This window comes from Celerinatantimonas sediminis, from assembly GCF_046054195.1.
GTDB lineage: Bacteria > Pseudomonadota > Gammaproteobacteria > Enterobacterales > Celerinatantimonadaceae > Celerinatantimonas.
In genome coordinates, this window is the sequence record NZ_JBEQCS010000008.1 from 113,318 (window position 1) to 138,985 (window position 25,668).

Genomic DNA, 25,668 nt, shown 5'->3' on the forward strand with positions numbered 1-25,668 from the left:
ATGAGTGAGTCAGTTGTTGTTAGCCAACTGCCTGAGTCGTTGACCATCTATGAAGTTCAGGAACTGGCAGCCAAATGGCTTGACCCAGAGCAATGGAGCGTCAGTTGGCAGATGGACGCCAGCCAAACCCGCGAAATTGACAGCTGTGGGATTCAGCTATTGTTATTTTTGCAGCGAGGCCTTTTGGAGCAGGGCCAGAGCTTGAGTGTGGTTAATGCTGATGAGTCGATAAGTCACTCGTTAGCCTTAATTGATGCGAGCCTTTGGGCCCAAGGCAAGGGAGATGCCGATGAGTGAAGCGGTAGACATTTTTCGCCAAGAAGCTCTTGAGCATCTCGATACGCTTGAGGCGGCATTGCTTGAGCTTGAAGAACATCCCGATGATGAACAGATCAATTTAGCCTTTCGTGCCATGCATACCATTAAAGGTGCAGCTGGCATGGTCGGGTTTGATCATCTTTCGCATTTTACGCACCATTTAGAATCATTTTTTGATAGAGCCCGTAATGGTGAGTTTGAGCTCTCTGGGCCCATGATTAGCCTTATTCTTAAATGTCGAGACCATATCCAACAGCTTTTAGAGCAAAGTGAACCAACCGCACAGATGATTGAGCTGAGCGATATGCTGACGCAACAAATTCAAGACTTTGCGCCGCAAGCTGCCAGTCGCTCGCCAGTATCAGATACCAACTCTCAAACATTGATCGCACCAACAGAGGCATCTTGCGACGTTATTTTATGGCGCATTGAGATAAAACCAAATGAGCTAGCGTTTCAAGATGGGTTTGATTTGTTGCCTCTGTTAAGAGAGTTGGAAGGCTTGGGGCAGATGGCATCTTTTTATCAGCTTGAGCCAATCGCTTATGATCAACTCGATCCGCAAAATTGCTACCTGAGTGTATTGGTTTTACTGGAAGCTGCGGATAACAAAAATGCCATTGAAGATGTCTTTATTTTTGTGTGCGATGATTGGCAAATTCAAATCGATAGCCTCGGTGCGCTCGATTTTGCGAGTTGTTCACAAGCATTAGCAGAGCAAGGCTGGCTTGATTGTGCGCAGCTCTCAGCGCTTGGCCCAAAAGCTGACCTTAGCTTATCTCAGGCGAGTAAACCTACAACTGAGAGCAAACAAGTTCTAAGCGCAAATAAAAAGCCGACGGCTAAAGTTGCCGCTGAGGGGCAAATTGTCAAAGTACCCTCGACGAAGCTCGATATGCTGATGAATCTCATTGGCGAGCTGGTGATTGTGCAAGCGCGTCTCAATGAGGTCGCTCGGGTTGAACATAATGAGCAACTGGATGCATTGGCTGAGGAGCTTTCTTTATTAGGAACGGAGCTTCGTGACACCGCCTTTGATATTCGCATGTTACCTATCGGCTCGACTTTTGCGCGGTTTCGGCGGTTAGTGCGTGATTTAGGTAATGAACTTAATAAAGATGTGCAGCTTAAAACCGAAGGTGCTGAAACCGAGCTCGATAAGATGGTTTTAGATCATCTAGGCGATCCACTGGTTCATCTATTGCGCAATAGCATGGACCACGGTATTGAGCATCCTCAGCAGCGTATTGATGCAGGCAAAGACCCTAAAGGAACCATTTTATTAAGTGCTTTTCATCATGACGGCCAAATTCTTATCAAGATTGAAGATGATGGCGCAGGGCTTGATAGTAAAAAAATCTTATCTAAAGCACGCCAAAGAGGATTAGTCGGGGCGCATCAGGAACTAGACCCGAGCCAAATCTACCAACTTATTTTTGAACCAGGATTTTCAACCGCAGATAAAGTGTCGGATGTTTCAGGCCGTGGTGTAGGAATGGATGTGGTTCGAACATCCATTGAATCATTACAAGGTCGGGTTGAAATTGATAGCTATCCAGGCAAAGGCACTATCACGACTATCTATTTGCCAATGACGCTCGCCATTATTGAAGGGTTAATGGTCAGAGTTGGCTGTGAACATTTCATCATTCCGCTCTCAGTCGTTGAAGAGTGCATTGAAACATTTGCTAAAGAGCAATCTAGTGCTGATGGGGCAAGGCTTGTTGAAAATCGTGGTGAACTTATTTCGTGTGTACGTCTTCGAGAGCTTTTTGCAATTGGTGGCGAGCAACCAGCCATCGAACAGACCGTTATTACTCATGCAGGTAAAGACCGTCTGGGAATTACGGTTGATGAAGTAATTGGTCAGTATCAAACAGTTATTAAAAGTTTAAGTCGGCTTTATCAACATGTTCCCGGGTTAATGGGGGCAACAATTCTTGGTAATGGCGATGTTGCAATGATTTTGGATATTAACAAGTTGGTTGATGAAGTGAAATCGCCAATGGAATCAATGCCAACTATGGGCAGGTAGGGACTGACATGTTAAAGAAAATCACTTTAAAAACATTGATTATCTGGGGCTATGTTTTGTTAATCATCTTGTTAGCGGCAACCAGTTTTCAAGGTATACGCAAACTGCAAAGTGCTAACACAGAGATGAATTTCATTGTCGAAGGTCCTGCTGAAGTGATCCGCCTCACAGCGCGAATGCGCCAAGATCTGCTTGAGCTGGGGATGGAATCTGCTGAGTATATTCTGGCCAAGACAGAAGCGAACCAGAAAAAACTCGAAGCAAATATTGATGTCGTACATAAGCGCTTAATGGATAGGCAAAACCGCTTAGCTAAAGTGCTACCCGCTCAATACACCGATCAGCTGACTCAATTTGATACCAATCTTAAGAATTACCGAGAAGTTATTCATAAAGTGGTTAAATTGGCGTCGCAAAATACCAATTTAAAAGCCACTCAGATGAGTGAAACGGTTGCGTTAGAAGCATACAAAAAACTGATGGCTCAGATTAATACGTTGTGTGAAAAAATCAGTTACAAGGTTTCTAATGAACTTGATATCGATAATTTGCGACTGTTAGCTAAAGAAAACGAACGATTAGCATCGCTTAACTATTACATGGGTGAAATTCAGCGACTGGAAAAAATCTTTTTGCTCACAACATCTCAGCAAGGGATGGATAAAATCCAAGAGCAACTTGATGCCATGATTGCTCAGGCAACATTGATTGAAAAAAATCTTCAGCAAGAAGCACTGCCTGACCAGAGCCATGATATCGATGCCATTATTCGTAGCTTCAATGAATACCTCAATGTTCAAAAACAGGTGTTTGAATTAGATAGAGAAAACACCAATACCCGCGCCTATGAGTTGCTTGAGTCGGAAGGGGCGCAAGCGATGAATGAAACCAGCAAATATCTGACTATGATGTTAAATGGCGCCGATAAAACCATGAATGAAACGGTTTTAGAAACGAATACGACGTTTGAGATTACCGCTAGAGTGTTGCTCATCTTGTTTGGTGTTTCATTTGTGGTTTCAGTTTTAATCGCCATTATTGTTGTCACTCGAATCAATGAGATTGCTCGTATTGCATCGACCATTGGTGAAGGGGACCTGAATCAGCGCTTTAATCCTAAATACAGCGAACATGATATTTATGGTGTATTGCGCTCAATGAATGAACGATTACGCGATATCGTTGGACGGATTAAAGAAGCTTCAGGCAACGTAGCCTCCGGTAGTGTCCAACTTTCCGGTACTGGTCAGCAGATTGCTCAAGGCGCGACCGAGCAAGCATCTTCGCTAGAAGAAATCTCATCGGCAGTAGAACAGATGTCAGCCAATATCTCGCATAGTGCTGATAATGCCAAACAGACCGAACAGATAGCCAGTCAAGCTGCCGATGATGCGGATTCGTCCGGTAAAGCGGTGAAAGACTCGGTACTGGCGATGAAAGACATCACCGAACGCATCAATATTATCGAAGAAATTGCTCGTCAGACTAACTTACTAGCACTGAATGCAGCAATTGAAGCGGCGCGCGCTGGTGAACATGGTAAAGGCTTTACGGTTGTTGCCGCTGAAGTGAGAAAACTAGCTGAGCGCAGTCAGCGTGCGGCAGGTGAAATTGTGGAATTGTCGCGTAACAGCCTGAATATATCAGAGCAGGCGGGCGAAATGCTGGAAAAACTGGTGCCTAATATCCAAAAAACGGCTGATTTAGTCCAAGAGATTAGTGCCTCAGCAATTGAGCAAAATAAAGGGGCATCAGAGATTAATACGGCTATTCAGCAGTTAGATCAGGTGGTGCAACAATCCGCTGCGGCTGCCGAAGAGATGGCTTCAACCTCTGAAGAGCTCTCCGCTCAGGCCGAGCAGATGAATACTACCATGGAATTTTTCAAGGTTGATTCGCATTACCGCTCTCGGCCACAAACACCAACCAATCATTCACGAGGAGCATCTGGTGGTTCAGGTGGCTCAAGTAGCCGAGCAAGTAATAAAGACAAAAGTAGTTCGCCAGAGATTGGTGCAAGTAATAACAAAGGTGGAATTGATCTGGATTTGGACAGTGATGATGACTTTGTACGCTATTGAGGTGAACTATGAGCGATGAAAATCAAGTCAATGACCAGCAGGACAGATTGCAAATCCTTTCTTTTGTGTTGGGTCAGGAGAGTTTTGGTACTGAGATTAGCTGTATTCAGGAGGTGTTGGAGTATCGCAAAGTCACCGCTGTTCCGCGCACGCCTGATTACATGCTGGGGGTGATTAATTTACGCGGGCAAGTTGTCCCCGTGGTTGATTTGCGCCAAGTGTTCGCGATGCCAGTGAGCAAACCGACGATTGATAGCTGCATTATTATTGTCAAAATTCCCATCGAGGGCGAGGAGACCGCTCTGGGAATTTTGGCTGATAAAGTCAAAGAGGTCGTTGAATTTAATGCAAACGAGCTTAAGGCACCGCCGCGAATTGGCAATAAAGTGGATAGTCAGTTTATTTCCGGCATGCTGCAACATGAAGATGAATTTATCATTTTACTGCGTTTAACTCGCGTATTTTCAAGCGACCAACTTCACGAAGTGCTTGATCCCGTGGGTGAGATTCCGGTTGAAAAAGTTGCTGATGATGCTCAGTCATCTTGATTAGGAGTCATTTATGATTGGGCACATGGGGCCGCTCAGTGAGCGTGACCACCACCGTTTGGCGGAATTTATTGACCAAGCTGCGGGCATCCAGTTGCCAGCGCATAAACGCTCATTGATTGAATCACGTCTGCGCAAACGCTTAATGGTGACGGGCAAGGATAGTTTTCATCAGTATTTGGATTGGGCATTAATGGATAGCTCTGAGCAGGTGATGCTCATTGATGTGCTCACCACCAATAAAACGGACTTTTTTCGCGAATCGAACCATTTTAGTTTTTTAACGGAGTATTTATCGCAGCGTTTGCAAAATGCCAGTTTGCGGCGCAGCCATTATCGGTTTTGGAGTGCAGGTTGTTCTACTGGTGAAGAACCTTATACCTTGGCCATGGTACTGGAAAATTTAAAGCGCGATTATCCGGGGTTTCAATATTCGATTGAAGCCACAGACATTGCGCCAAGTGTTTTAGATACTGCCAGACGTGGTGTTTATAGCCATGACTTAGTCCAGCCCATTTCGATGGTGGATCGTAAGCGTTATTTGTTGCGTAAAAAGACCCGCCAAGTCGATTTAGTAAAAATAGCGCCCGAGTTGCGCCATCATATTCGGTTTGCCCCATTTAATTTAATTACGGGGAATTTCAGTTCCATGGGAGAATTTGACGGTATTTTTTGTCGCAATGTGATGATCTATTTTAGCCCAGCGCAACGGGAACAAATTATTGAGCAGTTTGCCGCTGCTTTAAGTGCTGGTGGGCTATTCTTTATTGGCCACTCCGAAGGTCTATCGGGGCGTCAATTTGGGTTTGATTCACCGATGCCAACGGTTTATCAGAAAATCAGTTCATAAGGACCGTCTATGATTGATGTAATCATTGTCGATGACTCTGCGGTCGTTCGCCAGACCCTTAGTGAAATCATTAATTCGCAAACTGATATGCGGGTCAGCGCGACCGCCGGCGATCCTTATATTGCTGCTGATAAACTGCGTCAGGGCTTACCTGATGTGATGATTTTAGATGTTGAAATGCCGCGCATGGATGGGTTAACTTTTTTACGAAAATTGATGAGTCAGCACCCGATGCCAGTGGTGGTGTGTTCGTCTTTAGTTGGCGAGCGCAGTGATACTCATCTTAAAGCATTAGAGCTAGGTGCGGTTGATATTATTCAAAAACCAGCTTTGGGCACGCGCGATTTTTTACGCGAAGCCAAAGTCATGATTACTGACGCGGTGCGAGCGGCAGCCAGTGCTAAAGTAGCTAAAATTTTAAAACCTCTAGAACCCACCCAAAAACTGACTGCCGATGCGATGCTTGCTAAAGGCTCGCCGACAGCCATGAGTGAGACGACTGATAAAATTATTGTTATCGGAGCCTCGACGGGTGGCACCGAAGCCATCCGCCAAGTGCTTGAAGCGATGCCCGGAAACTGCCCACCGATTGCGGTGGTGCAACATATGCCCGAGGGGTTTACGCATTCATTCTCGCAGCGTTTAAATAATCTGTGCCGTATTAATGTTAAAGAAGCCAAAGATGGCGATAGTCTGTTGCGTGGCCATGCGTTAATTGCGCCGGGCAATCACCATATGCTCGTTAAACGAAGTGGGGCACGCTATTACGTCGAGGTGAAAGATGGCCCGCTTGTTTCACGACATCGCCCATCTGTTGATGTGTTATTTCGCAGCGCCGCCAAATATGTAGGCTCCAATGCAGTGGCTGCTATTTTAACTGGAATGGGAGATGATGGTGCGGCGGGGATGAAAGAGCTCTATGATGCTGGTGCTTGGACTTGCGGCCAAGATGAGGCAAGTTGCATTGTTTATGGGATGCCCAAAGAAGCGTTTTTAGCAGGTGGCGTTGGCCAACAACTGCCACTGGTTCATATTGCTGCTAATTTACTTAAAGCGTCCAATTAGTTGTGTTGAGTCGTTGTCTTATGCCTACTCACCTTCCGAAAAATCGCCTCGTTTATCTCTATGCTGGTGATATTCTCTTTGGCCGGGGCTATCGCGAGGTTCGCACATTGCTAGGCTCTTGTATTTCGATAGTCCTTTGGCACCCCAGAGAGAAGTTCTGTGGTATTTGCCATTTTGCTGTTCCTAATTCGCCAAATGGTCTGCATGGCAAACTCGATGCTCGCTATGGCGACCATTGCATCGAACTTTTCGAACGCTTTGCCAAAGAGCGTGGCACGGAACTCAAACATTATCAGGCCCGAATTTATGGCGGTGGTAATATGCTTGCTCACCATAACCCGCTGCAATCGATAGCAAAACCGCATGCAAGTGTTGAAGCAGGTTCTGTGGGGGATAAAAACGCTGGCGCTGCTTTTTCAATGTTGATGCAACATAAGGTGAATATCCTTGAGGCTGATGTCGGTGAGCAGTGCTATCGCAAAGTGTATATTGATACTCGCAGTGGTAAGGTAAAGTCTATCTGTTGTTATGTCGGTTAATCGTTATTAACTGTCATCTTTTACATTTAAACTGACTATTTGCAGTTTTTAAGGAGCTTTATGCAACTCAGTGAGCAGCAATTAACGCAACTTAAAAGTGATATCACCGAAATTGCCAGACCTTTGGTCCATGAGCATTACCGACATTTGCAAACCAATGATGTTCATACCAAAACCTCTCCAACTGATTTAGTGACGGTGGTGGATCAAGATATTGAGCGGCAATTAACCAAAAGGCTTCGCGGCCAATATCCGCAAGCGATGATTATTGGTGAAGAAGCGGTCAGTCAAAATCCACAATTATTAGACTCTCTTGATAATGCTGAGCTCACCTTTGTCATTGACCCTATCGATGGCACTTGGAATTTTGCGCACGGCATGAGTGTGTTTGGGGTGATGGTCGCAGTAATTAGTGATGGGCTTTGCCAACATGCGTTGCTCTATGACCCAATTATCAATGACTGGCAACAGGCGACGTTAGGTCAAGGGGCATTTTATGAAGATAGCTCAGGCAAGCAAAGCCCAATTCATGTTAGCGATAGAAACGGTTTAGCTCAGTTGCGCGGCTTTGTCCCGCTTTGTAATTTTAATCAGGCGATGCAATTACACATCGCACCACAATTAGCAGGCTTTGCCCGAATTATGGAATTTGGCTGCTCGTGTTTTGAATACCGGTTACTAAATGATGGCGCCGCCGACTTTATTATCGCTCCTGACCCAAAAGTTTGGGACCATGCTCCAGGGCAGCTTATCTTAAGCGAAGCGGGTGGTTATAGCTGTTTTTCTGACGGTGAAGCCTATCGGCCGGGGCGTAATCGAGGCATTTTACTAGCCGCTAATAGCCAACAAAATTGGCACGAGTTGATGAATCATTTTCAACTTATTTAGGCTCATTCGGCCCGCTTGGCGAGCCGAATGATACGCTTAAAGCGTTCTTGCCACTTCAAACCCATCCCAAATTGCATACATAATATTTTGTACCTGACGCGCATCGCCAATCAAATGTAAATTGGCAATCTCAGTGCGTAACTGCTGGTAGAGATGATTGTCACTGTTGTAGCCAATTGCTGCGACCAAACTTTGACAGGCAATTTCTCTCTCACCTTTTTGTGTTTGAACCACAATAGCGCTTTGTGAGGCGCGCAGCAGCTGGCTTTGTGAGAGCACTTCAATATTGCTTTGATATTTGATTAATGCCAGTAGCATGTCTTGGTTAGCATCGCACAGTGGACCACTGAGCGCTAATGGCGCCGCTGCTGATTCGATGAGATAGACTTGATGCTGATGTTGGCTAAGCCACAGAGCAAGTTCACATCCTACGAGTCCTGCGCCGACAATCGCAACGCTTTCTTTAACTTGAGTGTTACCAAGTAGAACATCCGTTGCCAGTAAAATTGGCTGATCTGATGCAATCGGTAGTGTTTTAGCGATTGAGCCAGTGGCTAAGATAACCTCGTCTGCTTTACGAGCAATAATCTCTGCCGCTGTTAAGCGAGTATTGAGCTCAATTGTAACGTGCAACTCTTTTAACTGCCCTTGGTACCAACGCAGCAGTTTATGGTCGTCTGCTTTAAACTCTGGCATTCCACCAGCGATGACAACGCCGCCTAGCTGGTCTGATGCTTCACAAACAGTGACTTTATGACCGCGCAAAGCACTAACGCGAGCACATTCAAGCCCTGCGACACCACCCCCGACAATCAGAATTTGTTTGGATTGTAAGCTTGGATGCAAAACGTAATCGCTTTCGCGAGCGGCTTGTGGATTAACCGCGCAGCCTAACTGAGTAAAGTGCTCAAGGCGGCCCATGCATCCTTCCTGACAAGATAAACAGGGGCGAACACTGGCTTTGTTGCCTTGCATCACTTTATTAGGCAGGTCGCTATCGGCTAAAAGTGGTCGGCCTAAACCTACCATATCGGTTTGGCCGGAAACGATAGCTTGGCGAGCAAGCTCTGGATTATCCATGCGTCCTGCGGTGATAATCGGTACGTTCACCTCTTTTTTAAGAATTTCACTATAGGGTAGGTACAATCCTTCTGGCTGATACATCGGCGGATGGTTCCAGTACCAGGCATCGTAGCACCCAACATCGACGTTTAGCGCATCATAACCGGCGCTTACTAGAATTTTGGCCGCTTCAATTCCTTCTTCAATATCTCGGCCTTTTTCAACAAATTCTTCTCCAGGAAGAGCGCCATCACACCAATCTTTGATAAAGCTTTTTAGGCTATAACGAAGTGAAACGGGGTAATCTGTGCCGCAACGTGCTTTGATAGCCGCGACAATTTCACAGGCAAATCGCAGTCGATTGACTAACGATCCGCCGTATTCATCTTCGCGTTGGTTGAACATTGCAATGGCAAATTGATCCAGCAGATAACCCTCGTGAACTGCGTGAATTTCAACGCCGTCAAACCCTGCTTTTTTCGCAATCTCAGCACTTTGCGCAAATTTTTCAATGTAGGTATGAATTTCATCAATACTCAAAGCTCGGCACGTGACACCTTTGACCCATCGATGGGGAATCGCTGAAGGTGCAACCGGCGGTGTTTTAATAAAGCCAGGCATTCCAACGCGGCCAAATCCGGCTGAAAGTTGTAAAAAACTTTTGGCTTGATAGGCATGAATGCGCTCGTTCATTGGCCGAGCGGTTTGAATAAAATGACCTGGATGCACAGTTGGGCATGGCATGGCGGGTAATTGGCAGCGTTCAATTTCGTTTTCAACTTTGGTCACTCCGGGCATAATCATCCCGGCGCCACCCTTGGCGCGTTCAACATAAAATTCGACGCCACGTTGATTAAACCCGCCGAGAGCATCACATAATCCCGCAGGTCCCATCGGGGCGAGCATATAACGATTTTTAATGGTGACTTGGCCAATCTGAATGGGTTCAAATAGTTCTGGGTATTCTATAGACATAGCAGTGCTCCCAAAGATACAAAGGAATGCCAACTCTGGTTTTTGGGTCGTTTAATTCATGGATTTTTAGGTGATTGATGATGCTCGCAATATTGGCACAAAAGAGTGTTGCGAGATTATCGCGTCAATGAGCGTTGCCTGCAGATAACATAAAGCAACCGATCACTGACTCATTCCAGAGCAAGCGGCTAGAACTAGCCTAACCGTTGCTTGGGGGTGTATAGCTGATAGGGATCAACTCAGCATTAGTTATGGCAGTGGTAAACCCTGAATTTACGGTTATCTGTCACAATTTCACAATGGCTAAATTCATTCTCTAACAGCTCTTTATAACTTAGAAAACTGTTGGCAACTAAGTACAGTGGTTTACCGGGTTTGAGTTTTTTAGCAGCCAGCGTAATGAAGCGGCGGCTGGTTTCATATTCGGTTTTAACGCCAAGATGAAAGGGCGGATTTGAGACGATAAAGTCAAACGATTCGCTAAACTCATTAATGCCATCGCGACAGAAAACTTGGGCCGTGAGTCCATTTTGGGTAAATGTCTGCTCAGTACTTAATGTGGCCAGAGCACTGACATCGGTGGCACTGATAGATGCTCCGGTTTGTTTGGCAATGGCGGCGCCAATAATGCCCGCTCCACAGCCAAAATCAAGCCCGTGGCCATTTAGCGGTGGTAAGTTTTCTAACAATAGCGCCGTTCCGTTATCAAGGCTGCCATGGTTAAAAACACCCGGAAGCGAGCGAACCTGCAATTCACCTTGATTTAAATTTAAAGAGAATGATTGCCACCAGTTATCAATCGAAAAAGCAATGTCATCATTGCCTCTGGGTGCATAAATGAGGCTGCAACGCCGAGCAGAGTCAACTTTGCGCCCAGAGAGTTGATATTTCTCTAAAAGCTTAATGGCTGCGTTAATACCGCCGCGATTTTCCCCGACAATAAATACATCCGCATTAGGCTCTAGCTGACTAAGACACAGGTTTAACCAGTAGTCCGCTTCTTGTTTGGCTTTGGGTATATACAATAAAAGTGTGTCGTAAGCGAGCTCAAGTTTAGGCTGTGCGCTTAATATAACTTGTGTGTTATCGTCTGCTAATTGCTGATAACGCTCTGCTTGGCCTGCATGAGCAACACAAATCGTGGCTGAGGTAGCCGCTTTTGCAAGTTCAACGGGATAGTCATCGAGTAGTTGCCCGGCGATTAATAAGCGGGTATCGGCAAAAGTTTCTTCATGACGGGTTAACAGTTCGCTTGGCGCAATCATTTAAGGCTCACTTAAAAATAACGAGACAGTTCAAAGAGCCATCACGAGCGATTGGCTCTTATTATTGGCCGCTAGTTTAGAGAAAAAGCGGTGAATTGGCGAATTTTATAAGAAATTTGAGCCCTCCTATTGACATTTATTTGGCTTACGAGAAACTAACTGCATCAAAACTAATTTATGAGTGAACTCTTGGTTATTGGCCACGTGGGATTCCCCTCGATAAGCACAGATAAGAAAACGCTGCCTAAGAAGGCTCTTAAGCTTTCCTAGATGGCGTTAACCAGGCGTTCGAATTCAACCCGGTTAGCGATAAAATATTGCGACCGGGTTTTTTTATGATTCAGATGACGGAGTAGGCATGTTCAAAGGGTCAATTGTTGCGTTGATCACCCCATTTTACGAAGGGGAAGTAGATTATACCGCCTTAAGAAATATTGTAGACTGGCATGTAGAACAGGGAACAAATGCCATTGTTCCAGTTGGAACCACTGGCGAGTCACCAACTTTAACTCATGATGAACATGTGGGGATCATTAAGGCCGTGGTTGAACAGGTTGATGGTCGTATCCCGGTGATAGCAGGTGCAGGTTCCAACAATGTTATTGAAGCGATTGAATACACCCAGCACGCAGAAGCGGCTGGTGCTGATGCAACATTGCATGTGGCTGGTTATTACAATCGACCTAATCAGCGTGGGTTGTTAGCTCATTTTAAAGCGGTGCAAGATGCCGCCACTAAACCGGTGATTTTATATAATATTCCATCTCGCGCGATTGTGAATATTGAACCGCAGACGATGGCAGAGCTTGCGCAATTGCCACGTATCGGTGGGGTAAAAGATGCTACCGGCGACTTGGCTCGTCCTTGGATTGAACGGCAACTGATTAAAAAAGCAGATTTTTGCTGGCTTAGCGGTGAAGATGCTACAGCTGTTGCCTATAATGTCAGTGGTGGCCATGGTTGTATTTCGGTAACTGCGAATATTGCACCAAAATTATGTAGCGAAATGCAACAGGCTTGCCGTGATGGGCAGTGGGATAAAGCGGTCGCATTGCAGGATCGATTGTTGCCACTGCATCAGGCAATGTTTGCTGAACCAAGTCCGGCTCCCGTGAAATATGCAGCATCCTTGCTAAACTTGTGTAGTGCTCAGTGCCGCTTGCCAGTTGTTGAATTAACTGACGAAACTAAACGGCGAATTGAACAGGCAATGCAACAGCTTGAACTGATCTAGTAAGTTCGCCAGGCTGGGCACTGGGTTAGACCGTCAGAATAAAACAGAGTGTATTGATGTCGACTTCGATCGGTGAATGGGCTTGTCAGCAGATGATGGCCCCTACAACAGATGACCTGCGCTGGTATTACGAGCCTCTGAGCCAGCGGGTGTGGTTTAATTACCGCGATGGTGACGGTTGTCGCTGTCTAACGTATGCTGCTTGGCTCAAGTCGTTGGATATGAGCTGTCGCTCGGCTGTCGCGCAGACGGTGGAACAAGTTCATGATGATAAATTGACGCGCTGCTGTCATTTTAGCCATGATGATGACTGTTGGTATCGGATGCAGGTCGAAGAACAGGTTGTTGAACCATTTGAACAGGTGCTCATCAGTGGCACTTTAACCTGTCTTTCTCGCCAATCGGGGATTGGGGATCAGCTTTATTTGCAAAGTGACTCGGGGCTTTTAAGTTGTCCGATGTTTCGCAGCTTCTTAATCCAAGCGCTCCAAAGTAATGCTCATAACGGTGAGTCTTTGGTGCTGATGGCTGTGTATATCCGTGATATGAAAAGCGGTGAGCGCCGTGATGAAGTTGCTACTGTGCTGCGCCGTGACCTGCGTCGTACTGATTTAATCGGTCTGTTTCGCCAGCAAGAACTGTTGGTGTTGCTCAACGGCGTCAGTGGCGAGGGGGCAAATCGCATCGCGGATAAATTATCAGCAAGTCTTAGCCATGAAAGCTTACCTGCAACAACGATTGGTTGGGCTGTTTTCCCGCAAGATGGTGAGAATGTCGATACACTGATTGAACGGCGTTATCAAAGCCAGCTGCAAAATGTCGATTTAAGCTCGGGCCAGTAAGATCTGGCCCCGGTCACCAAATTCCTGCATTACATCAAAATACTCACGAATATGCGTGGCGCTGTTTTGCACCGTTTCACGCATCGCTTCTCGGATATGTTTACTGTTGGCAATTTTGGCATTACGCTCATCGCGCAGTTGGGTTGGTGTTTGTCCCGGTGGAATATCATCGGAGGTAAAGACTTTGGTGCCAGGCTTGAGTTGTTGGCGATCAACGGTGTATTCAGTGAGATTACGAATCGGAGCCTGCGCTTTAATACGCTGATACGCGTGATGAATCGATTCAAAACTGGCCGCCCCTAAATTGTTTCCGTAATCATTTTGCATCGTCTTAAAGCCTGTTTTGTTGCTTGTCTTATCTTTAGCGACCTCAATGGCTTAAAGTTTAGAAATTACTTTATGTTATCGCTATAAACGGTTTTGCCACTGCTGCCAAGCGGCTAGTTGTGCATCCGATAATGGTTGCTGACTGTACCAACACAAGTCTAATAGTTCACACGCACTTTGATAAAAATAGAGGCGTTGTGGGCTAAGCGAACCCAGTTCACAAAGCTTAGATTGTTGTGATTTACTAAGCTCAAAGGTGTGGATCAAGCATGCCTCATCCCAGCCCTTGGCACTCAACGCCGCATATTCCCAGTCAAGTATTGCTAGATGTTCTGGATGAGTTTGCAACAGGTTAGCTGGCGTTAAGTCATGGTGATTAAGGCAAAAACTTTGTTCATGTGGAAACTGCTCGAGCCAGTTTTGGGCGAGTGTTTTAAACTTTATCGGCGCAAAGTTTGCTAAATCCAGATATCGATTTAGATAATCTTTCATGTCGCGCTTGGCATTTTTCCCAAGACTCATCGATTGTTCATGAATCCAGACTAAAATCTCGCACAGCTGGTCAAACAGTTTTGGGGTTTGTAAAAAACTTTGCTTGGTTAACGTTTCGCCAGGAATATATCGATACAGTAACCACGGTTCATTTTTGCTATAAAACTGTCCTTGAATCGCCCAACAATGGCCTTTGAGTGCTTGTAATAAGAGCTGTTCACGTTGATAATCGGTGCCGTAATAAGGGGTTGTGTTAGGCGAGCGCAAAATAAACTCTCCTTGCACGCAGTAGCAATGCCAGATTGGGTGGTGCCCCTTTTCTAGTCGATGAGCACTTTGAAGTGGGCCGGTTATCTGCTCAAACCAGGCAATGGCGTCCGGGCTCATCTGTTTCAATAAATCAGTGGATGTTGTAAACATCTATTCGCATCATCTTGTCATTAATCACGGAAGTGTAAAATGAAACGATTGTTTTGGCTATGCCAGGCTGTAATGCTTTGCCTATTTAGTGTCACTGCGTTAGCAGCAAGTTCAAAACCGACATTAACGGTGTACACCTATTCCTCGTTCACTTCAAAGTGGGGGCCGGGGCCACAACTGACGAAGTTATTTGAAAAAGACTGTCATTGTCAGATTAACTGGGTTGGTTTAGATGATGGTGTTTCGGTATTAAACCGGCTGCGTTTAGAACGGGCAAATACAAAAGCTGATGCGGTTGTCGGACTTGACACCAATTTGATGTATAGCGCTGAAAAACTAAAACTTGTGGCTCCGCATCAATTGAATATCGAAACAGATAAGTTGGCTATTCAATGGCAGAACAAAGATTTTATCCCTTATGATCGCGGCCAGTTTGCTTTTGTTTATAGCCGTAAAAAGTTAGCCAATCCCCCGCATTCGCTTAAAGATTTAGTCGAGAATTTTAAAGGTCGCATCATTTATGAAGACCCTCGTACCAGTACCCCAGGTTTGGGATTATTGCTGTGGGTCAAAGCGGTGTATGGTGATAAAGCGCCGCAAGCTTGGGCTAAACTTGCCAAGAAAACCGTCACAGTGACTAAAAGCTGGGATGATGCTTATGGCATGTTTTTAAAAGGTGAAGCGGATATGGTGCTTAGCTATACCACTGACTCGGCTTATCATAAGATTGAAGAAAACAATAGCGACTATCTCGCAGCGCAGTTTTCCGAAGGGCATTATCAACAGATTGAAGTGGCGGCCGTTAGTGCTTATGCCCACCATAAACAACTAGCCCGCAAGTTCCTTGAGTTTCTATTAACTCCCAAAGCTCAGCACATTATCGCGTTAAATAATTGGATGTTGCCTGTTCGTAAGGATGTTGAGCTGCCAAAAGCATTTAGCGAAATCATTCATCCTAAAGCGCTGATGTTGCCAGCAGAAGCGGTTGCTAAAAATCGTCAGAATTGGATTCGCCAGTGGCGCAGCGCAGTCAGTCAATAGTTACACTTGGCACCGCTTCGGTTCTGTCAGTGGGTGTTATATCGCTGATTTTACTGCTTGCTTTAAGTGGCATTTGGCAAGCTGGCCAAGGTTTATCCTTGGCCCAGTTCAACGATCCCTATTTGTGGCATGTCCTTTGGTTTAGTTTCTATCAAGCGGCGTTATCTGCCACATTGTCCTTAGTGATTGGGGTATGGCTTGGACGCGCTTTGTTTTATCTTCGAGCCAAAGGCACCCGCTGGTGGCTTTATCTGGCCAGTGTCTGTTTTATCGCACCGGTAATTTTGGTGGTATTAGGCGTGGTTGGGGCGTTTGGTATCCATGGGATCTGGGCGCGCGTTCTGTTTCAATCTCTGAATATTTATGGGCTCACAGGGATTTTGTTAGCTCATCTGTTTTTAAACATTCCACTATTTGTTCGCCACAGTTATTTGCTGTGGCAGTCCATCGCCAGTAGCCATTGGCAGCAAGCTGAACAGTTGGGACTGACGCCGATGCGCCGTTTTCGCTATTTAGAATGGCCATTATTAGCGCCCGGTTTAGTGAGCTCTTGGGTGCTGGTTTTCTTATTGTGTTTTGGCAGCTTTACGATTGTGTTAGCTCTGGGCGGCGGCCCTGCTCATACTACGTTAGAAGTTGCGATTTATCAGGCGCTTAAATATAGCTTTGAGCCAACCTTTGCGCTTTATTGTGCATTGTTGCAGCTGGTTATTGCTCTGGCGCTGACTATTATTTTTAAGCGCCAAGAAAAGCCCAACCCAATCGCGGCCTCTGGCGATTATCGCCCCGCATCCGGCTCTTTAGAAAAGCTTTGCATGCGCGCATCTCTTGGTTTGGCTGCGTTATTTTTTGGCTCGGTTATCATTGGGATGTTTACGCCCTTGATTGATTTTAACTGGCATCATTTACCCATGGATGCGCTTTTTAGAGCAACTTTTACAAGCCTTGCGATAGCGTTGCTCAGTTGGCTATTTTGCATTGTGCTAGTTTTCGCACTCAGTTACCTGCTTATGCAAAGCTGGGCTCTGCATTCGTTAAGATTTTTAGAACGGTTAAGTGATTTTTATAGTTCAGCTCTTTTGTATTTGCCGCCGATGGTAATTTCAACAGGCTTGTTCTTTTGGCTGTGGCTACATGGTTATCAGGTCTGGTTGTGGCCGTTAGTGGCGCTGGTTAATGCGCTGATGTCTTTGCCGTTTGTTAGTCGCATTATTAAACCGCAACTTTGGCAGTTACAGATTAGTTATCAACATCTGATGTTAGAATTAGGGCTATCGCGTTGGCAATCGTTGCGATTGGTTTACTTGCCTGTGTTAGCTCGTCCTCTGGCATTGGCCAGTGCTTTTGCATTGGTGTTATCGCTCGGTGATATGGGCGTGGTCGCGCTACTTGGGGATACTCATCTTTTGACATTACCATTGTTAATCTACCAGCAACTTGGGCACTATCAGTTCGCTGGTGCTAGCGTTACCGGCTTGTGGCTAATGCTATTATGCCTTGTCATTTTTGCTGTTATCAATTGGGTGGGGGAGCGTTCAAGAGCGCTATGTTAAAGGTAAATCAGTTAAAGTTAACTCGCCAAGGCCATGAGTTTTGCTACGATTTGACCTGCCAAGCAGGGCAGGTGGTTGCGCTGTTAGGACAAAGTGGTTGCGGTAAATCGACATTACTGGCCATGATCGCTGGATTTGAGAATGCCTCTGGTGAGCTGTCTTGGCAGAATCAATCTATCCTTGAGCTTCCCGTTGCCAAAAGGCCCGTTAGCAGTTTATTTCAGCAGCATAATTTATTTGAGCATCTAACGGTTAAGCAGAATTTAGCGTTGGGGATCAATGGTAAATTAAAGCTCAATCGCAATGAACAAGCACAAATTGATAAGGTAGCGGAGCAGCTGGCTATTGCCCAATGGTTAGAAAGTTATCCAAGCGATCTTTCCGGCGGTCAGGTGCAAAGGGCAGCCCTTGCCAGAGCATTGCTTCGTAAGCGGCCTGTTTTATTACTTGATGAACCTTTTAATGCGCTCGATCCAGTGCTTCGCGCCGATTGTTTAGCGTTGGTTCGAAACCTTGCTAATGAGCATCAATTAGCGGTGTTATTGGTGACTCATCAATTTAGTGATGCCAGTGCGATTGCTGATGAAGTTGCTTTTATCGAACATGGGCGGGTCATTCAACAATGCCCGCCCCAAGAGCTACAAAAGAACCCGGTTAATGACCAGGTTGCTCAGTTTTTAGCGATTGCGGATAAAGGCATTTTTACCAGCAAAGACCGCAGCTGAACCTAGCTGTTGTTCAATTCGCATGAGCTGATTGTATTTTTCAACACGTTCACCACGACATGGTGCACCTGTTTTGAGGTGTCCGGCACGCATCGCAACGGTCATATCGGCAATGAAGCTGTCGGTCGTTTCGCCGCTACGGTGAGAGATGAATGTCCCCCAATGGTTTTGATGGCACAGATTTACCGCATCGAAGGTTTCAGATAGTGAACCAATCTGATTTAATTTAATCAAAGCGGCATTGGCTAGTTGTTCATCAATACCCCGTTGAATATAGGTAATGTTGGTTACAAATAGGTCATCACCGACGAGTTCAACACGTCCTGCTAGTTTGTCATGCAGAACTTTCCAGCCTTCCCAGTCATCTTCAGCCAGACCATCTTCAATCAGAACCAGCGGAAAATCGTCAATCAGTTTTGAGTAGTAGTCACTCATCTGTTCGGCATTCAGTTTAGAGTTTTCAGTGTTTAGCGTATAAATACCTTTATCGCAGAATTCACTGGAAGCTGGGTCCATACAAATCGCAATGTCATCTCCAGGTTTAAACCCAGCAGCTTCAATGGCTTGGACAATATACTCAAGAGGTTCGCGGTTTGATTTAACTTGTGGAGCAAAGCCGCCTTCATCGCCAATCCCTGTTGAGAGGCCTTTTTCTTTAAGCACATTGCGCAAGGCCTGATAGACTTCGCTGCCCCAACGAATGGATTCAGCAACACTACCGGCACCCCATGGCGATATCATAAATTCCTGAAAGTCAGCGCCTTGCCAGCGAGCATGCACGCCGCCGTTAATGATGTTCATGCAAGGCACTGGTAATAGATTTGCACCTGTTCCGCCAAGATATTGATACAGTGGCAAATCTGATTGCAATGCCCCTAAGCGAGCACAAGCCAGTGACACACCTAAAATAGCGTTAGCACCGAGTTTTGCTTTGTTTTCAGTGCCGTCTAGCTCTAGCATGATAGCGTCAATTTGGCGCATTTGACGAGCATCAGTACCAATCAGCGCCGGTGCAATGGTTTTGTTAATGTGTTCAATTGCTTTTAAAACGCCTTTGCCACCAAAGCGAGATTTATCATTGTCGCGAAACTCAATGGCTTCGCGCGAACCTGTACTGGCCCCTGATGGCACAGACGCACGAGCTGTTCTGCCAGATACATCAAATACATCGACTTCGACCGTTGGATTACCGCGAGAATCAAGAATTTCGCGAGCTGTGATCTGCTGAATTTGATTATTCATAAAGCCTCCGTTAAGGATTTTTCATTGGGAATATGTTGCACCAACACATCAATATTGATGCGATTGATGAATTCAAACGAATAAGATGACATAACGCCAAATAGCCGGTTTTTATGGCCAACGATCAAAAGATCGATTTGACGTTCATTGATGAGATTTTCGATATCTTTAAACCGGGTAATGCTGACAAGCTCTTCAATTCCAGCCGGAAAATCGATGGATTTGATAAGCTCAGAGAGCATTTGTTTGGCTTCGATAACATGTTTGGACTGCTTCTCAAGGACTGTATTATCATTGAGATATTGCAGTTCCCGGTAGTCAGAACTAATGTGGCCGATGGTAATTTTAGTGCCCAGCGCATGTGCCATTTTACTGCCATGACTGAGTAAAATTTTCCCATCTATCTGATCGTGAGCCAGAACTAATGCGTGGCGATAATAGGTCATAACCACTTCCTCCAAAGGCTGTTGTCGGCAACATCAGTATGAGCTACATGAACAGCAGAAAATAAGTGGCAGTTCAAAAAACAGATGAGATTAAAATGCGTGAATGCATATAAAACTTTGATATCTGGCATACTGATGTACCCCTTAAATAGATAAGGATGAATCATCAGGTGTTATCAGCCAGAAAAGGGCGGTTTGTTACGGTGAACACCATCACCGTAGCAATCAGTTCAATTGCTAGGGATTAAAATACGCGCTTTTAATCCCCTAGGCAATTTATTAATGTAAAAATTTTGTAAATCTCACTAAGACTCGTTATGAGTTAAAGTAAGTTGCCAAACGCCTGTATTTGCACTTAAAAATCCAGCTTCACAGTAAGCCATATAAAAGTGCCAGAGCCGAAAAAACTGGGCATTAAATCCGAGATCACCAGGGTGTTGGGCGCGATAGGCACACAACCGATTATGCCAAGCCCGCAGCGTTTTAGCGTAACTTAAGCGCATGTCCAGTTGATTATCAATTTGTAGTTTTGATTTTCTAAATAGCCGTTTGAGGATTTTTAATGCGGGTAAAAAACCACCAGGGAAAACCATCTGTTGGATAAAATCGGTGTTATGGCGATAGTTATCGTAGCGCTCGTCTTTGATGGTAATCGTTTGCAAGAGCATTTTGCCACCCGGGGTGAGTAAATCAGCACATTTTTGAATAAACTGTGGCAAATAAGCATGGCCAACGGCTTCAATCATTTCAATTGATACCAATTTATCGAAATGGCCATGTAGATCACGATAGTCGCAACTTAATACTCTAATCTTGTCATTTAGGTGCAATTTATGCACTTTTTGACAACAGTATGCATATTGCTCATCAGAGATGGTGGTCGTTGTAACTTGGGCACCATAATGCTGTGCGGCATAAATAGCGAGCCCGCCCCAACCCGAGCCAATCTCCAATAGATGGCTTGAGCTATTGAGCTGGAGCTGGTCACAAATGCGCTTGAGTTTTCGCTCTTGGGCCTGTTCTAACAAAGCTTCAGGAGGCCTGTTTTTTAGCTCGTCATCATATAGCGCACAAGAATATTGCATCTTCGAGTCAAGAAATGACTGATAGAAATGATTTCCCAAGTCATAGTGCGCTAGAATATTGCGCTTGGCTTGCTGTTTACGATTGTGGTTAAGCCAGTGGCGAATTTTAGCGCTCCACTGAAACAGCTTTGAAATATTGGAATCAAGGTGATCGAGCCGCTGTTGGTTATTGGCCATCACCAGCAGTAATTCATGCAGGTTACTGGTGCGCCAGAGCCCTTCAATGTATGTTTCAGCCGCGGCTAAAGTTCCACCTCGTAACACCCGCTCAAAGACACAGGCGTCTCGAACATCAATCACCAGTTGATGTTTAGCACCCTTTTGCCCAAACAACTGACTAGGCTGTCCTGGTTGTTGCAATTCAATGCACGCGCCATCGATGCGCGACAAAAACATAGTGACAATATTGCGTGCCAGTTCGCGTTGGGGATTTAACCAGGGCAGGCTAAGCCTTCGGGCCTTTAACATAGATGATTCCTTTACCGACGATCGGATTTTTCCTTAGGGTGAGCATAAAAAGGCACTCGTTTAAGCCATAAACGCAGTGCCTGATAATAGATTCGGGCAATAATTAAGGCGCTTTGAAATGCATGATTGCGCACCAGCTGACGCACACTTTTTGCATTTAAAGGACCTTTTTTAAGAGTCATTGATGCGCTAAATTCACTGCTTTGTCGCTGACAGTCGATGACTACATTGATGGTTTCACCAAGCTCAATATGCCAGTGATAATGCATATCCATGGGATTAAATGGCGAAACATGAAATGTTTTAGTGGTGTCTTTTATTTGGCGCAGATCAATACAATAGTAGTGTTTTTCAAGCCATGGCGTATTGGTTACTTCGACCACCGCGTAGATAAAGTCTTGGTCATTGCCGTAAAACACAAAATTAATTGGACTAAAGTAGATACCACTCCAGCGCAGCTGGGCCATCATCACCATGGTTGATGGCGTAAATTCTGGGACAAACTGCGAGAGCTTATCGAGCGCTTTGTCTTTTAAAGGTTTATCTTCAGGGCCGAGGTAATCTTTATTATGCAATCTGAGGCGCAGCAATTTGTGGCGATTGAGTAGAGCGCGAACCTCATCTAACTCATCTAAGTTGACCCACAAATAGCTGATTGGGTAACTAAATTTATGATCCTTTGGCACTTTTCGGTGATGAAAGGTGCGCCCTTCAGTGATGGCAGATGTCAATCTCATAATCCTGTCCCGGTTAGAGATTCAACGACATCATTAGCGCTTCTGACCCCATCTTCATGAAAACCGTTGTACCAATAAGCGCCGCAATACCAACTGTGGTTGTGGCCATTAATTAAGTGGCGTTTGCCCTGATAGTAGCTAGTTTTGCAATCAAACAGCGGGTGGTCATATTGGTAATGGCCAAGAATAGTTGCTGAATCAATAGCTTCGCTGGGATTAAGTGTCACGACAAACGGCAGTTCACTGTGAAAGCCTTGCAGCCGATTCATATAATAACTGACACTGGCTGGCAGGTCATCGCCATGACCTTGCGGAGTAATTCGGTAGTTCCAACTGGCACGAGCTTTTTCAATGCTCGGTAATAGCGATTCATCTTGATGTAAAAACACCTCATTGCTCTGATAGCGCAATGCTTGCAATAGCTCTTTTTCTTGAGCGCTGGCATCATCGCCTAAAATAGCTAGCGCCTGATTACTGTGGCAGGCAAAGATAACCTCATCCCCTTGCCAGCGCCAATTATCAGCGCATGTTAGCGTTACACCATCTTTACTTCTTTTGATGCTTGTCACTTCACTATTAAGGCGAATATGTTCTTGGCAATTCTTGAGCAATGGTTTGATGTATTCACTCGAGCCGCCTGGGATCACATACCATTGCGGCCGGTTGGTGATATCCAGCAAACCATGGTGATTGAAAAAGCGCGCGAAAAAGCGCATCGAAAATTGGCGAATATCATTTAATGAAGTTGACCAAATAGCGGCCGCCATCGGCAATAGATAGTTTTGGCTAAATAGCAGCGAGAATTTTTGTTGATCTAAAAATTCTCCGACACTCAGTTCGGCGCCTAATTCACAGGCTTGTTTGGCTAATTTATTAAACCGAATAATTTCGCTAATAAAGCGGTAAAACCAGGGGCGAATAAGATTACGGCGCTGCGCGAACAGAGAATTTAGACTGTGTCCGTTATATTGAAGATTAAGTTCGTCATTGACGACACTAAAACTCATCTCAGTTGGTTGCCGGGTAATCCCGATTCGCGCTAGTAATTTGGTAAATAATGGATAGGTACGATCATTAAACACAATAAAACCAGTATCCACAGGATAGACTCGCTGTCCTATGGTGATCTGCTTTGTCGCCGTATGGCCACCGAGTTGACCTTCTTTTTCAAGCAAGACAACATCGTGCTGTTGTGCCAGCAGATGTGCGCAGGTCATGCCGCTGATTCCTGAACCAATAATCGCTATTTTCATTATTCTGCTCGCTTAGCGAGTTTGCGGCAAATGGTATTTTGCCAAGACATGGGTAATTTTGCTAAGACCCGAAGCATGAGGTGTAATTGCCAAGGAAATGCAATGTGTGTGCGTTTTTTAATAAGCCCTTGTTCAATGAGTTTACTTGCCTTATCAACCGATAATAAAAACGGCATTTTGAAGTGGTTGGCTTGGGTCATGGGAGTATCGATAAACCCTGGCTCAATCAGATGAACGCTAATTTGGCGTGGTTTAAGATCGGTTCGAAGTACATTGGCTAGCTGTTTGACGCCTGCTTTACTGGCGCTATAAGCGCCTGAGCGAGTGAACGGAAGATAACAAGCCAGCGAGCCAATCAAAGCAAGTTGACTGGGACTATCCATTTTCAGCCAGATAGCTTCGAGAATATAACCGATGGAGGCAAGATTAACATTGACCACATTCGCAAAGGATTGGCCATCAAAATGATGGTAATGGTGGTACTGGCAAATCCCCGCACTTAATATCACCAATTGTAGCGGTGGTAACTGGCTAAGTGCCTGCTTAACCATTTGATAGTCAGTTAAATCAAGTTCAACTGTTTCAGCACCCATTTCAGTGAGTTTGCTTAAAGTATCTTTATTGCGGCCAATGGCATACACCCGATGTCCTTTTTGGCAATAATCGAGCGCAAGTTGATAGCCAATTCCCGATGTTGCTCCAGTGATTAATACATTCATTGACCACTCCTTTTTTTGAGCCATTTAGATAAAGCTCCAAGTACCGGCAAATGGTCGTGAAGAAGCGTTGATACATCAAAATAATCACGATGGAAATAAACAAGCTGATTAAATTGAAGCCAAGAACATCCTTCTACATAAATTGGCCGTTGCCGGTTCAATTGGCGATGGGTAAAGCTCATTGTCCAGCTCAGAGTCGCTTGTTGGTTTTGAATAAGGCTATGGTGAAAATCAAACTGACAAGAGAGTGTATTAACGAGTAATTTTTCAAAATAGTGATGCAGTTGACTCTGGCCAGAAATTTGATGCAAAGGATCGCGAAATTCGACATCAGGTGCATACAGTGCCATCAGCGCAGCTAAATTATCGGTGCTTAATGTTTGGTACTGAGCTTTTAACTGTTCGATGACCATAACCTAAGACTCCATCAGTGAACGGGATGATGTCAGAACGATCTTTTTTAAGTGCGATTAAGATAATTTGAGTGTATCGGGTAGCTATAAAATATATTGCGATATCTGTCAGTTATAGTAATAAAAACAGCATATAACAAGCCGAAGCTCAAATTTTTAAACTTCGGCTAGTGAGGACTTTTTAGGAAGGGATTATTCAGCCGTTAATTGTTCACTGCGATATTTGCCTTGGCCTTGTTCACCTAAAACATCAGCTAAGTATGGTAATACCGAATCAAGTTCACTTTTGAGTGTCCAAGGCGGGTTAATCACGATCATCCCGCTGGCTGTCATGCCGTAGCCGCTGCGATCAGCGCTTTGTGATAGTTCAAACAAGACACTGTTGGCAATGCCGGTGGCTTTAATCGCCGTTTCTAGCTCATTGACCCAGCCGCGTTCAACAACCGGATACCAAAGGGCAATACAGCCGGTGGCAAAGCGTTTATGAGCCTCGACAATTAGTTTTACGACTTTTTGGTAGTCACTTTTAATTTCATAAGGCGGGTCAATTAACAGCAATCCTCGCCGACTAATCGGCGGCAGATGCGCAAGAGCGCCTTTAAATCCATCACCGAGTTTAACTTGCACCCGCTTATCTTTTCGCGTCTGTGTCAAAAGCTGTTTGTGATCGCTTGGATGCAGCTCGTATAAAAACAAACGATCTTGTTCACGTAAGCTGTGGGCCGCAATCCAAGGCGAACCTGGATAATGACGCAGATTATCTTTTTGATAGTGGAACTGTTTGACGAGCGCCAGATACTCATCCAGCAGTTCGGGTCTATCATCGCGTTGTGCTAGGCGCATAATGCCTTTGATATATTCACCGGTTTTTTCAGCCTCTGGACTATGCAAAGCATAGCCGCCTGCGCCCGCGTGGCTGTCGATGTAATGAATCGGTTTTTCTTTTTTCACTAAATAGCTAAAAATACGCTGCAAAGTGAAATGTTTTAGCACGTCAGCATAATTGCCAGCGTGAAAAGAGTGTCGATAACTTAACACGTTAAAA

25 protein-coding genes and 1 riboswitch are annotated in these 25,668 nt (G+C 45.1%); of the genes, 13 read left to right on the forward strand and 12 right to left on the reverse strand.

The genetic code is table 11. The features are described from left to right. From ABTQ23_RS11250 to ABTQ23_RS11285, 8 genes are read left to right on the forward strand one after another with little or no spacing between them, the layout of a single operon-like run. On the forward strand, positions 1–297 hold the full coding sequence (locus ABTQ23_RS11250) for an STAS domain-containing protein (RefSeq protein ID WP_408615824.1): 297 nt from the start codon (positions 1–3) through the stop codon (positions 295–297). Continuing rightward, a complete protein-coding gene (locus tag ABTQ23_RS11255) occupies positions 290–2,353 on the forward strand; it encodes a chemotaxis protein CheA (RefSeq protein WP_408615825.1) in 2,064 nt (687 codons plus the stop codon). Before ABTQ23_RS11250 ends, ABTQ23_RS11255 begins: the two co-directional genes overlap by 8 nt. Positions 2,354–2,361: 8 nt before the next feature. Then, complete coding sequence (locus ABTQ23_RS11260) at positions 2,362–4,434, forward strand: HAMP domain-containing methyl-accepting chemotaxis protein (RefSeq protein WP_408615826.1); 2,073 nt, start codon at positions 2,362–2,364, stop codon at positions 4,432–4,434. A gap of 8 nt (positions 4,435–4,442) precedes the next feature. Then, positions 4,443–4,982: a chemotaxis protein CheW gene (locus tag ABTQ23_RS11265; protein ID WP_408615827.1), complete on the forward strand. Its 540-nt coding sequence runs from the start codon at positions 4,443–4,445 to the stop codon at positions 4,980–4,982. A 13-nt stretch (positions 4,983–4,995) separates the two neighbouring features. After that, a complete protein-coding gene (locus tag ABTQ23_RS11270; protein ID WP_408615828.1) occupies positions 4,996–5,832 on the forward strand; it encodes a CheR family methyltransferase in 837 nt (278 codons plus the stop codon). A 9-nt stretch (positions 5,833–5,841) separates the two neighbouring features. Next, on the forward strand, positions 5,842–6,897 hold the full coding sequence (locus ABTQ23_RS11275; protein WP_408615829.1) for a protein-glutamate methylesterase/protein-glutamine glutaminase: 1,056 nt from the start codon (positions 5,842–5,844) through the stop codon (positions 6,895–6,897). Positions 6,898–6,917: 20 nt separating this feature from the next. Further along, the gene (locus ABTQ23_RS11280; protein ID WP_408615830.1) at positions 6,918–7,436 is read left to right on the forward strand and encodes a chemotaxis protein CheD; all 519 of its coding nucleotides are present in this window, start codon (positions 6,918–6,920) and stop codon (positions 7,434–7,436) included. Positions 7,437–7,496: 60 nt separating this feature from the next. Beyond that, positions 7,497–8,324, forward strand: a complete 828-nt coding sequence (locus ABTQ23_RS11285; RefSeq protein WP_408615831.1) for an inositol monophosphatase family protein — start codon at positions 7,497–7,499, stop codon at positions 8,322–8,324. 36 nt (positions 8,325–8,360) lie between these two features. Here the strand turns inward: ABTQ23_RS11285 and ABTQ23_RS11290 are convergent, their stop codons facing one another. Both ABTQ23_RS11290 and ABTQ23_RS11295 read right to left on the reverse strand, forming a co-directional pair. Further along, a complete protein-coding gene (locus ABTQ23_RS11290; RefSeq protein WP_408615832.1) occupies positions 8,361–10,361 on the reverse strand; it encodes an oxidoreductase in 2,001 nt (666 codons plus the stop codon). A gap of 245 nt (positions 10,362–10,606) precedes the next feature. Further along, positions 10,607–11,626: a methyltransferase gene (locus ABTQ23_RS11295; RefSeq protein WP_408615833.1), complete on the reverse strand. Its 1,020-nt coding sequence runs from the start codon at positions 11,624–11,626 to the stop codon at positions 10,607–10,609. A 358-nt stretch (positions 11,627–11,984) separates the two neighbouring features. Here ABTQ23_RS11295 and dapA point away from each other — a divergent pair, with 358 nt between their 5' ends. Beyond that, the gene (gene dapA / locus ABTQ23_RS11300; protein WP_408615834.1) at positions 11,985–12,860 is read left to right on the forward strand and encodes a 4-hydroxy-tetrahydrodipicolinate synthase; all 876 of its coding nucleotides are present in this window, start codon (positions 11,985–11,987) and stop codon (positions 12,858–12,860) included. A 56-nt stretch (positions 12,861–12,916) separates the two neighbouring features. Then, positions 12,917–13,702 (forward strand): GGDEF domain-containing protein, encoded by a 786-nt coding sequence (locus ABTQ23_RS11305; protein ID WP_408615835.1) that lies wholly within the window; start codon positions 12,917–12,919, stop codon positions 13,700–13,702. Here the strand turns inward: ABTQ23_RS11305 and ABTQ23_RS11310 are convergent. Both ABTQ23_RS11310 and ABTQ23_RS11315 read right to left on the reverse strand, forming a co-directional pair. Further along, positions 13,685–14,029 carry a hypothetical protein gene (locus tag ABTQ23_RS11310; protein ID WP_408615836.1) on the reverse strand — a complete coding sequence of 115 codons (345 nt, stop codon included), beginning with the start codon at positions 14,027–14,029 and terminating at the stop codon, positions 13,685–13,687. The genes ABTQ23_RS11305 and ABTQ23_RS11310 overlap by 18 nt on opposite strands. Positions 14,030–14,110: 81 nt before the next feature. Next, complete coding sequence (locus tag ABTQ23_RS11315; RefSeq protein ID WP_408615837.1) at positions 14,111–14,941, reverse strand: phosphotransferase; 831 nt, start codon at positions 14,939–14,941, stop codon at positions 14,111–14,113. 39 nt (positions 14,942–14,980) lie between these two features. Between ABTQ23_RS11315 and thiB the strand changes: the two genes are divergently transcribed. The 3 genes from thiB to thiQ are packed head-to-tail and all read left to right on the forward strand — an operon-like array spanning position 14,981 to position 18,260. Further along, positions 14,981–15,982, forward strand: a complete 1,002-nt coding sequence (gene thiB, locus ABTQ23_RS11320; protein ID WP_408615838.1) for a thiamine ABC transporter substrate binding subunit — start codon at positions 14,981–14,983, stop codon at positions 15,980–15,982. Beyond that, positions 15,958–17,535 (forward strand): ABC transporter permease subunit, encoded by a 1,578-nt coding sequence (locus tag ABTQ23_RS11325; RefSeq protein WP_408615839.1) that lies wholly within the window; start codon positions 15,958–15,960, stop codon positions 17,533–17,535. Before thiB ends, ABTQ23_RS11325 begins: the two co-directional genes overlap by 25 nt. Then, on the forward strand, positions 17,529–18,260 hold the full coding sequence (thiQ, locus tag ABTQ23_RS11330; RefSeq protein WP_408615840.1) for a thiamine ABC transporter ATP-binding protein: 732 nt from the start codon (positions 17,529–17,531) through the stop codon (positions 18,258–18,260). The genes ABTQ23_RS11325 and thiQ overlap by 7 nt, the downstream gene beginning before the upstream one ends. Here thiQ and eno read toward each other — a convergent pair. From eno to ABTQ23_RS11370, 8 genes are all read right to left on the reverse strand, one after another. After that, on the reverse strand, positions 18,213–19,502 hold the full coding sequence (eno, locus tag ABTQ23_RS11335) for a phosphopyruvate hydratase (RefSeq protein WP_408615841.1): 1,290 nt from the start codon (positions 19,500–19,502) through the stop codon (positions 18,213–18,215). The two genes, thiQ and eno, sit on opposite strands and share 48 nt — an antisense overlap. Beyond that, the gene (locus tag ABTQ23_RS11340; RefSeq protein ID WP_408615842.1) at positions 19,499–19,948 is read right to left on the reverse strand and encodes an adenine nucleotide alpha hydrolase family protein; all 450 of its coding nucleotides are present in this window, start codon (positions 19,946–19,948) and stop codon (positions 19,499–19,501) included. The genes eno and ABTQ23_RS11340 overlap by 4 nt, the downstream gene beginning before the upstream one ends. A gap of 160 nt (positions 19,949–20,108) precedes the next feature. Then, positions 20,109–20,175, reverse strand: a riboswitch (Fluoride riboswitch). A gap of 78 nt (positions 20,176–20,253) precedes the next feature. Beyond that, a complete protein-coding gene (locus tag ABTQ23_RS11345; protein ID WP_408615843.1) occupies positions 20,254–21,501 on the reverse strand; it encodes a class I SAM-dependent methyltransferase in 1,248 nt (415 codons plus the stop codon). Positions 21,502–21,512: 11 nt separating this feature from the next. Next, positions 21,513–22,238, reverse strand: coding sequence for a DUF1365 domain-containing protein (locus ABTQ23_RS11350; RefSeq protein WP_408615844.1), 726 nt, complete (start codon positions 22,236–22,238; stop codon positions 21,513–21,515). Next, positions 22,235–23,491, reverse strand: a complete 1,257-nt coding sequence (locus ABTQ23_RS11355) for an NAD(P)/FAD-dependent oxidoreductase (protein WP_408615846.1) — start codon at positions 23,489–23,491, stop codon at positions 22,235–22,237. The genes ABTQ23_RS11350 and ABTQ23_RS11355 overlap by 4 nt, the downstream gene beginning before the upstream one ends. Beyond that, complete coding sequence (locus ABTQ23_RS11360; protein WP_408615847.1) at positions 23,491–24,210, reverse strand: SDR family NAD(P)-dependent oxidoreductase; 720 nt, start codon at positions 24,208–24,210, stop codon at positions 23,491–23,493. The genes ABTQ23_RS11355 and ABTQ23_RS11360 overlap by 1 nt, the downstream gene beginning before the upstream one ends. After that, positions 24,207–24,623 carry a nuclear transport factor 2 family protein gene (locus tag ABTQ23_RS11365; protein ID WP_408615848.1) on the reverse strand — a complete coding sequence of 139 codons (417 nt, stop codon included), beginning with the start codon at positions 24,621–24,623 and terminating at the stop codon, positions 24,207–24,209. Before ABTQ23_RS11365 ends, ABTQ23_RS11360 begins: the two co-directional genes overlap by 4 nt. 192 nt (positions 24,624–24,815) lie before the next feature. Further along, a complete protein-coding gene (locus ABTQ23_RS11370; RefSeq protein ID WP_408615849.1) occupies positions 24,816–25,661 on the reverse strand; it encodes a 23S rRNA (adenine(2030)-N(6))-methyltransferase RlmJ in 846 nt (281 codons plus the stop codon). Between the last annotated feature and the right edge of the window lie 7 nt (positions 25,662–25,668).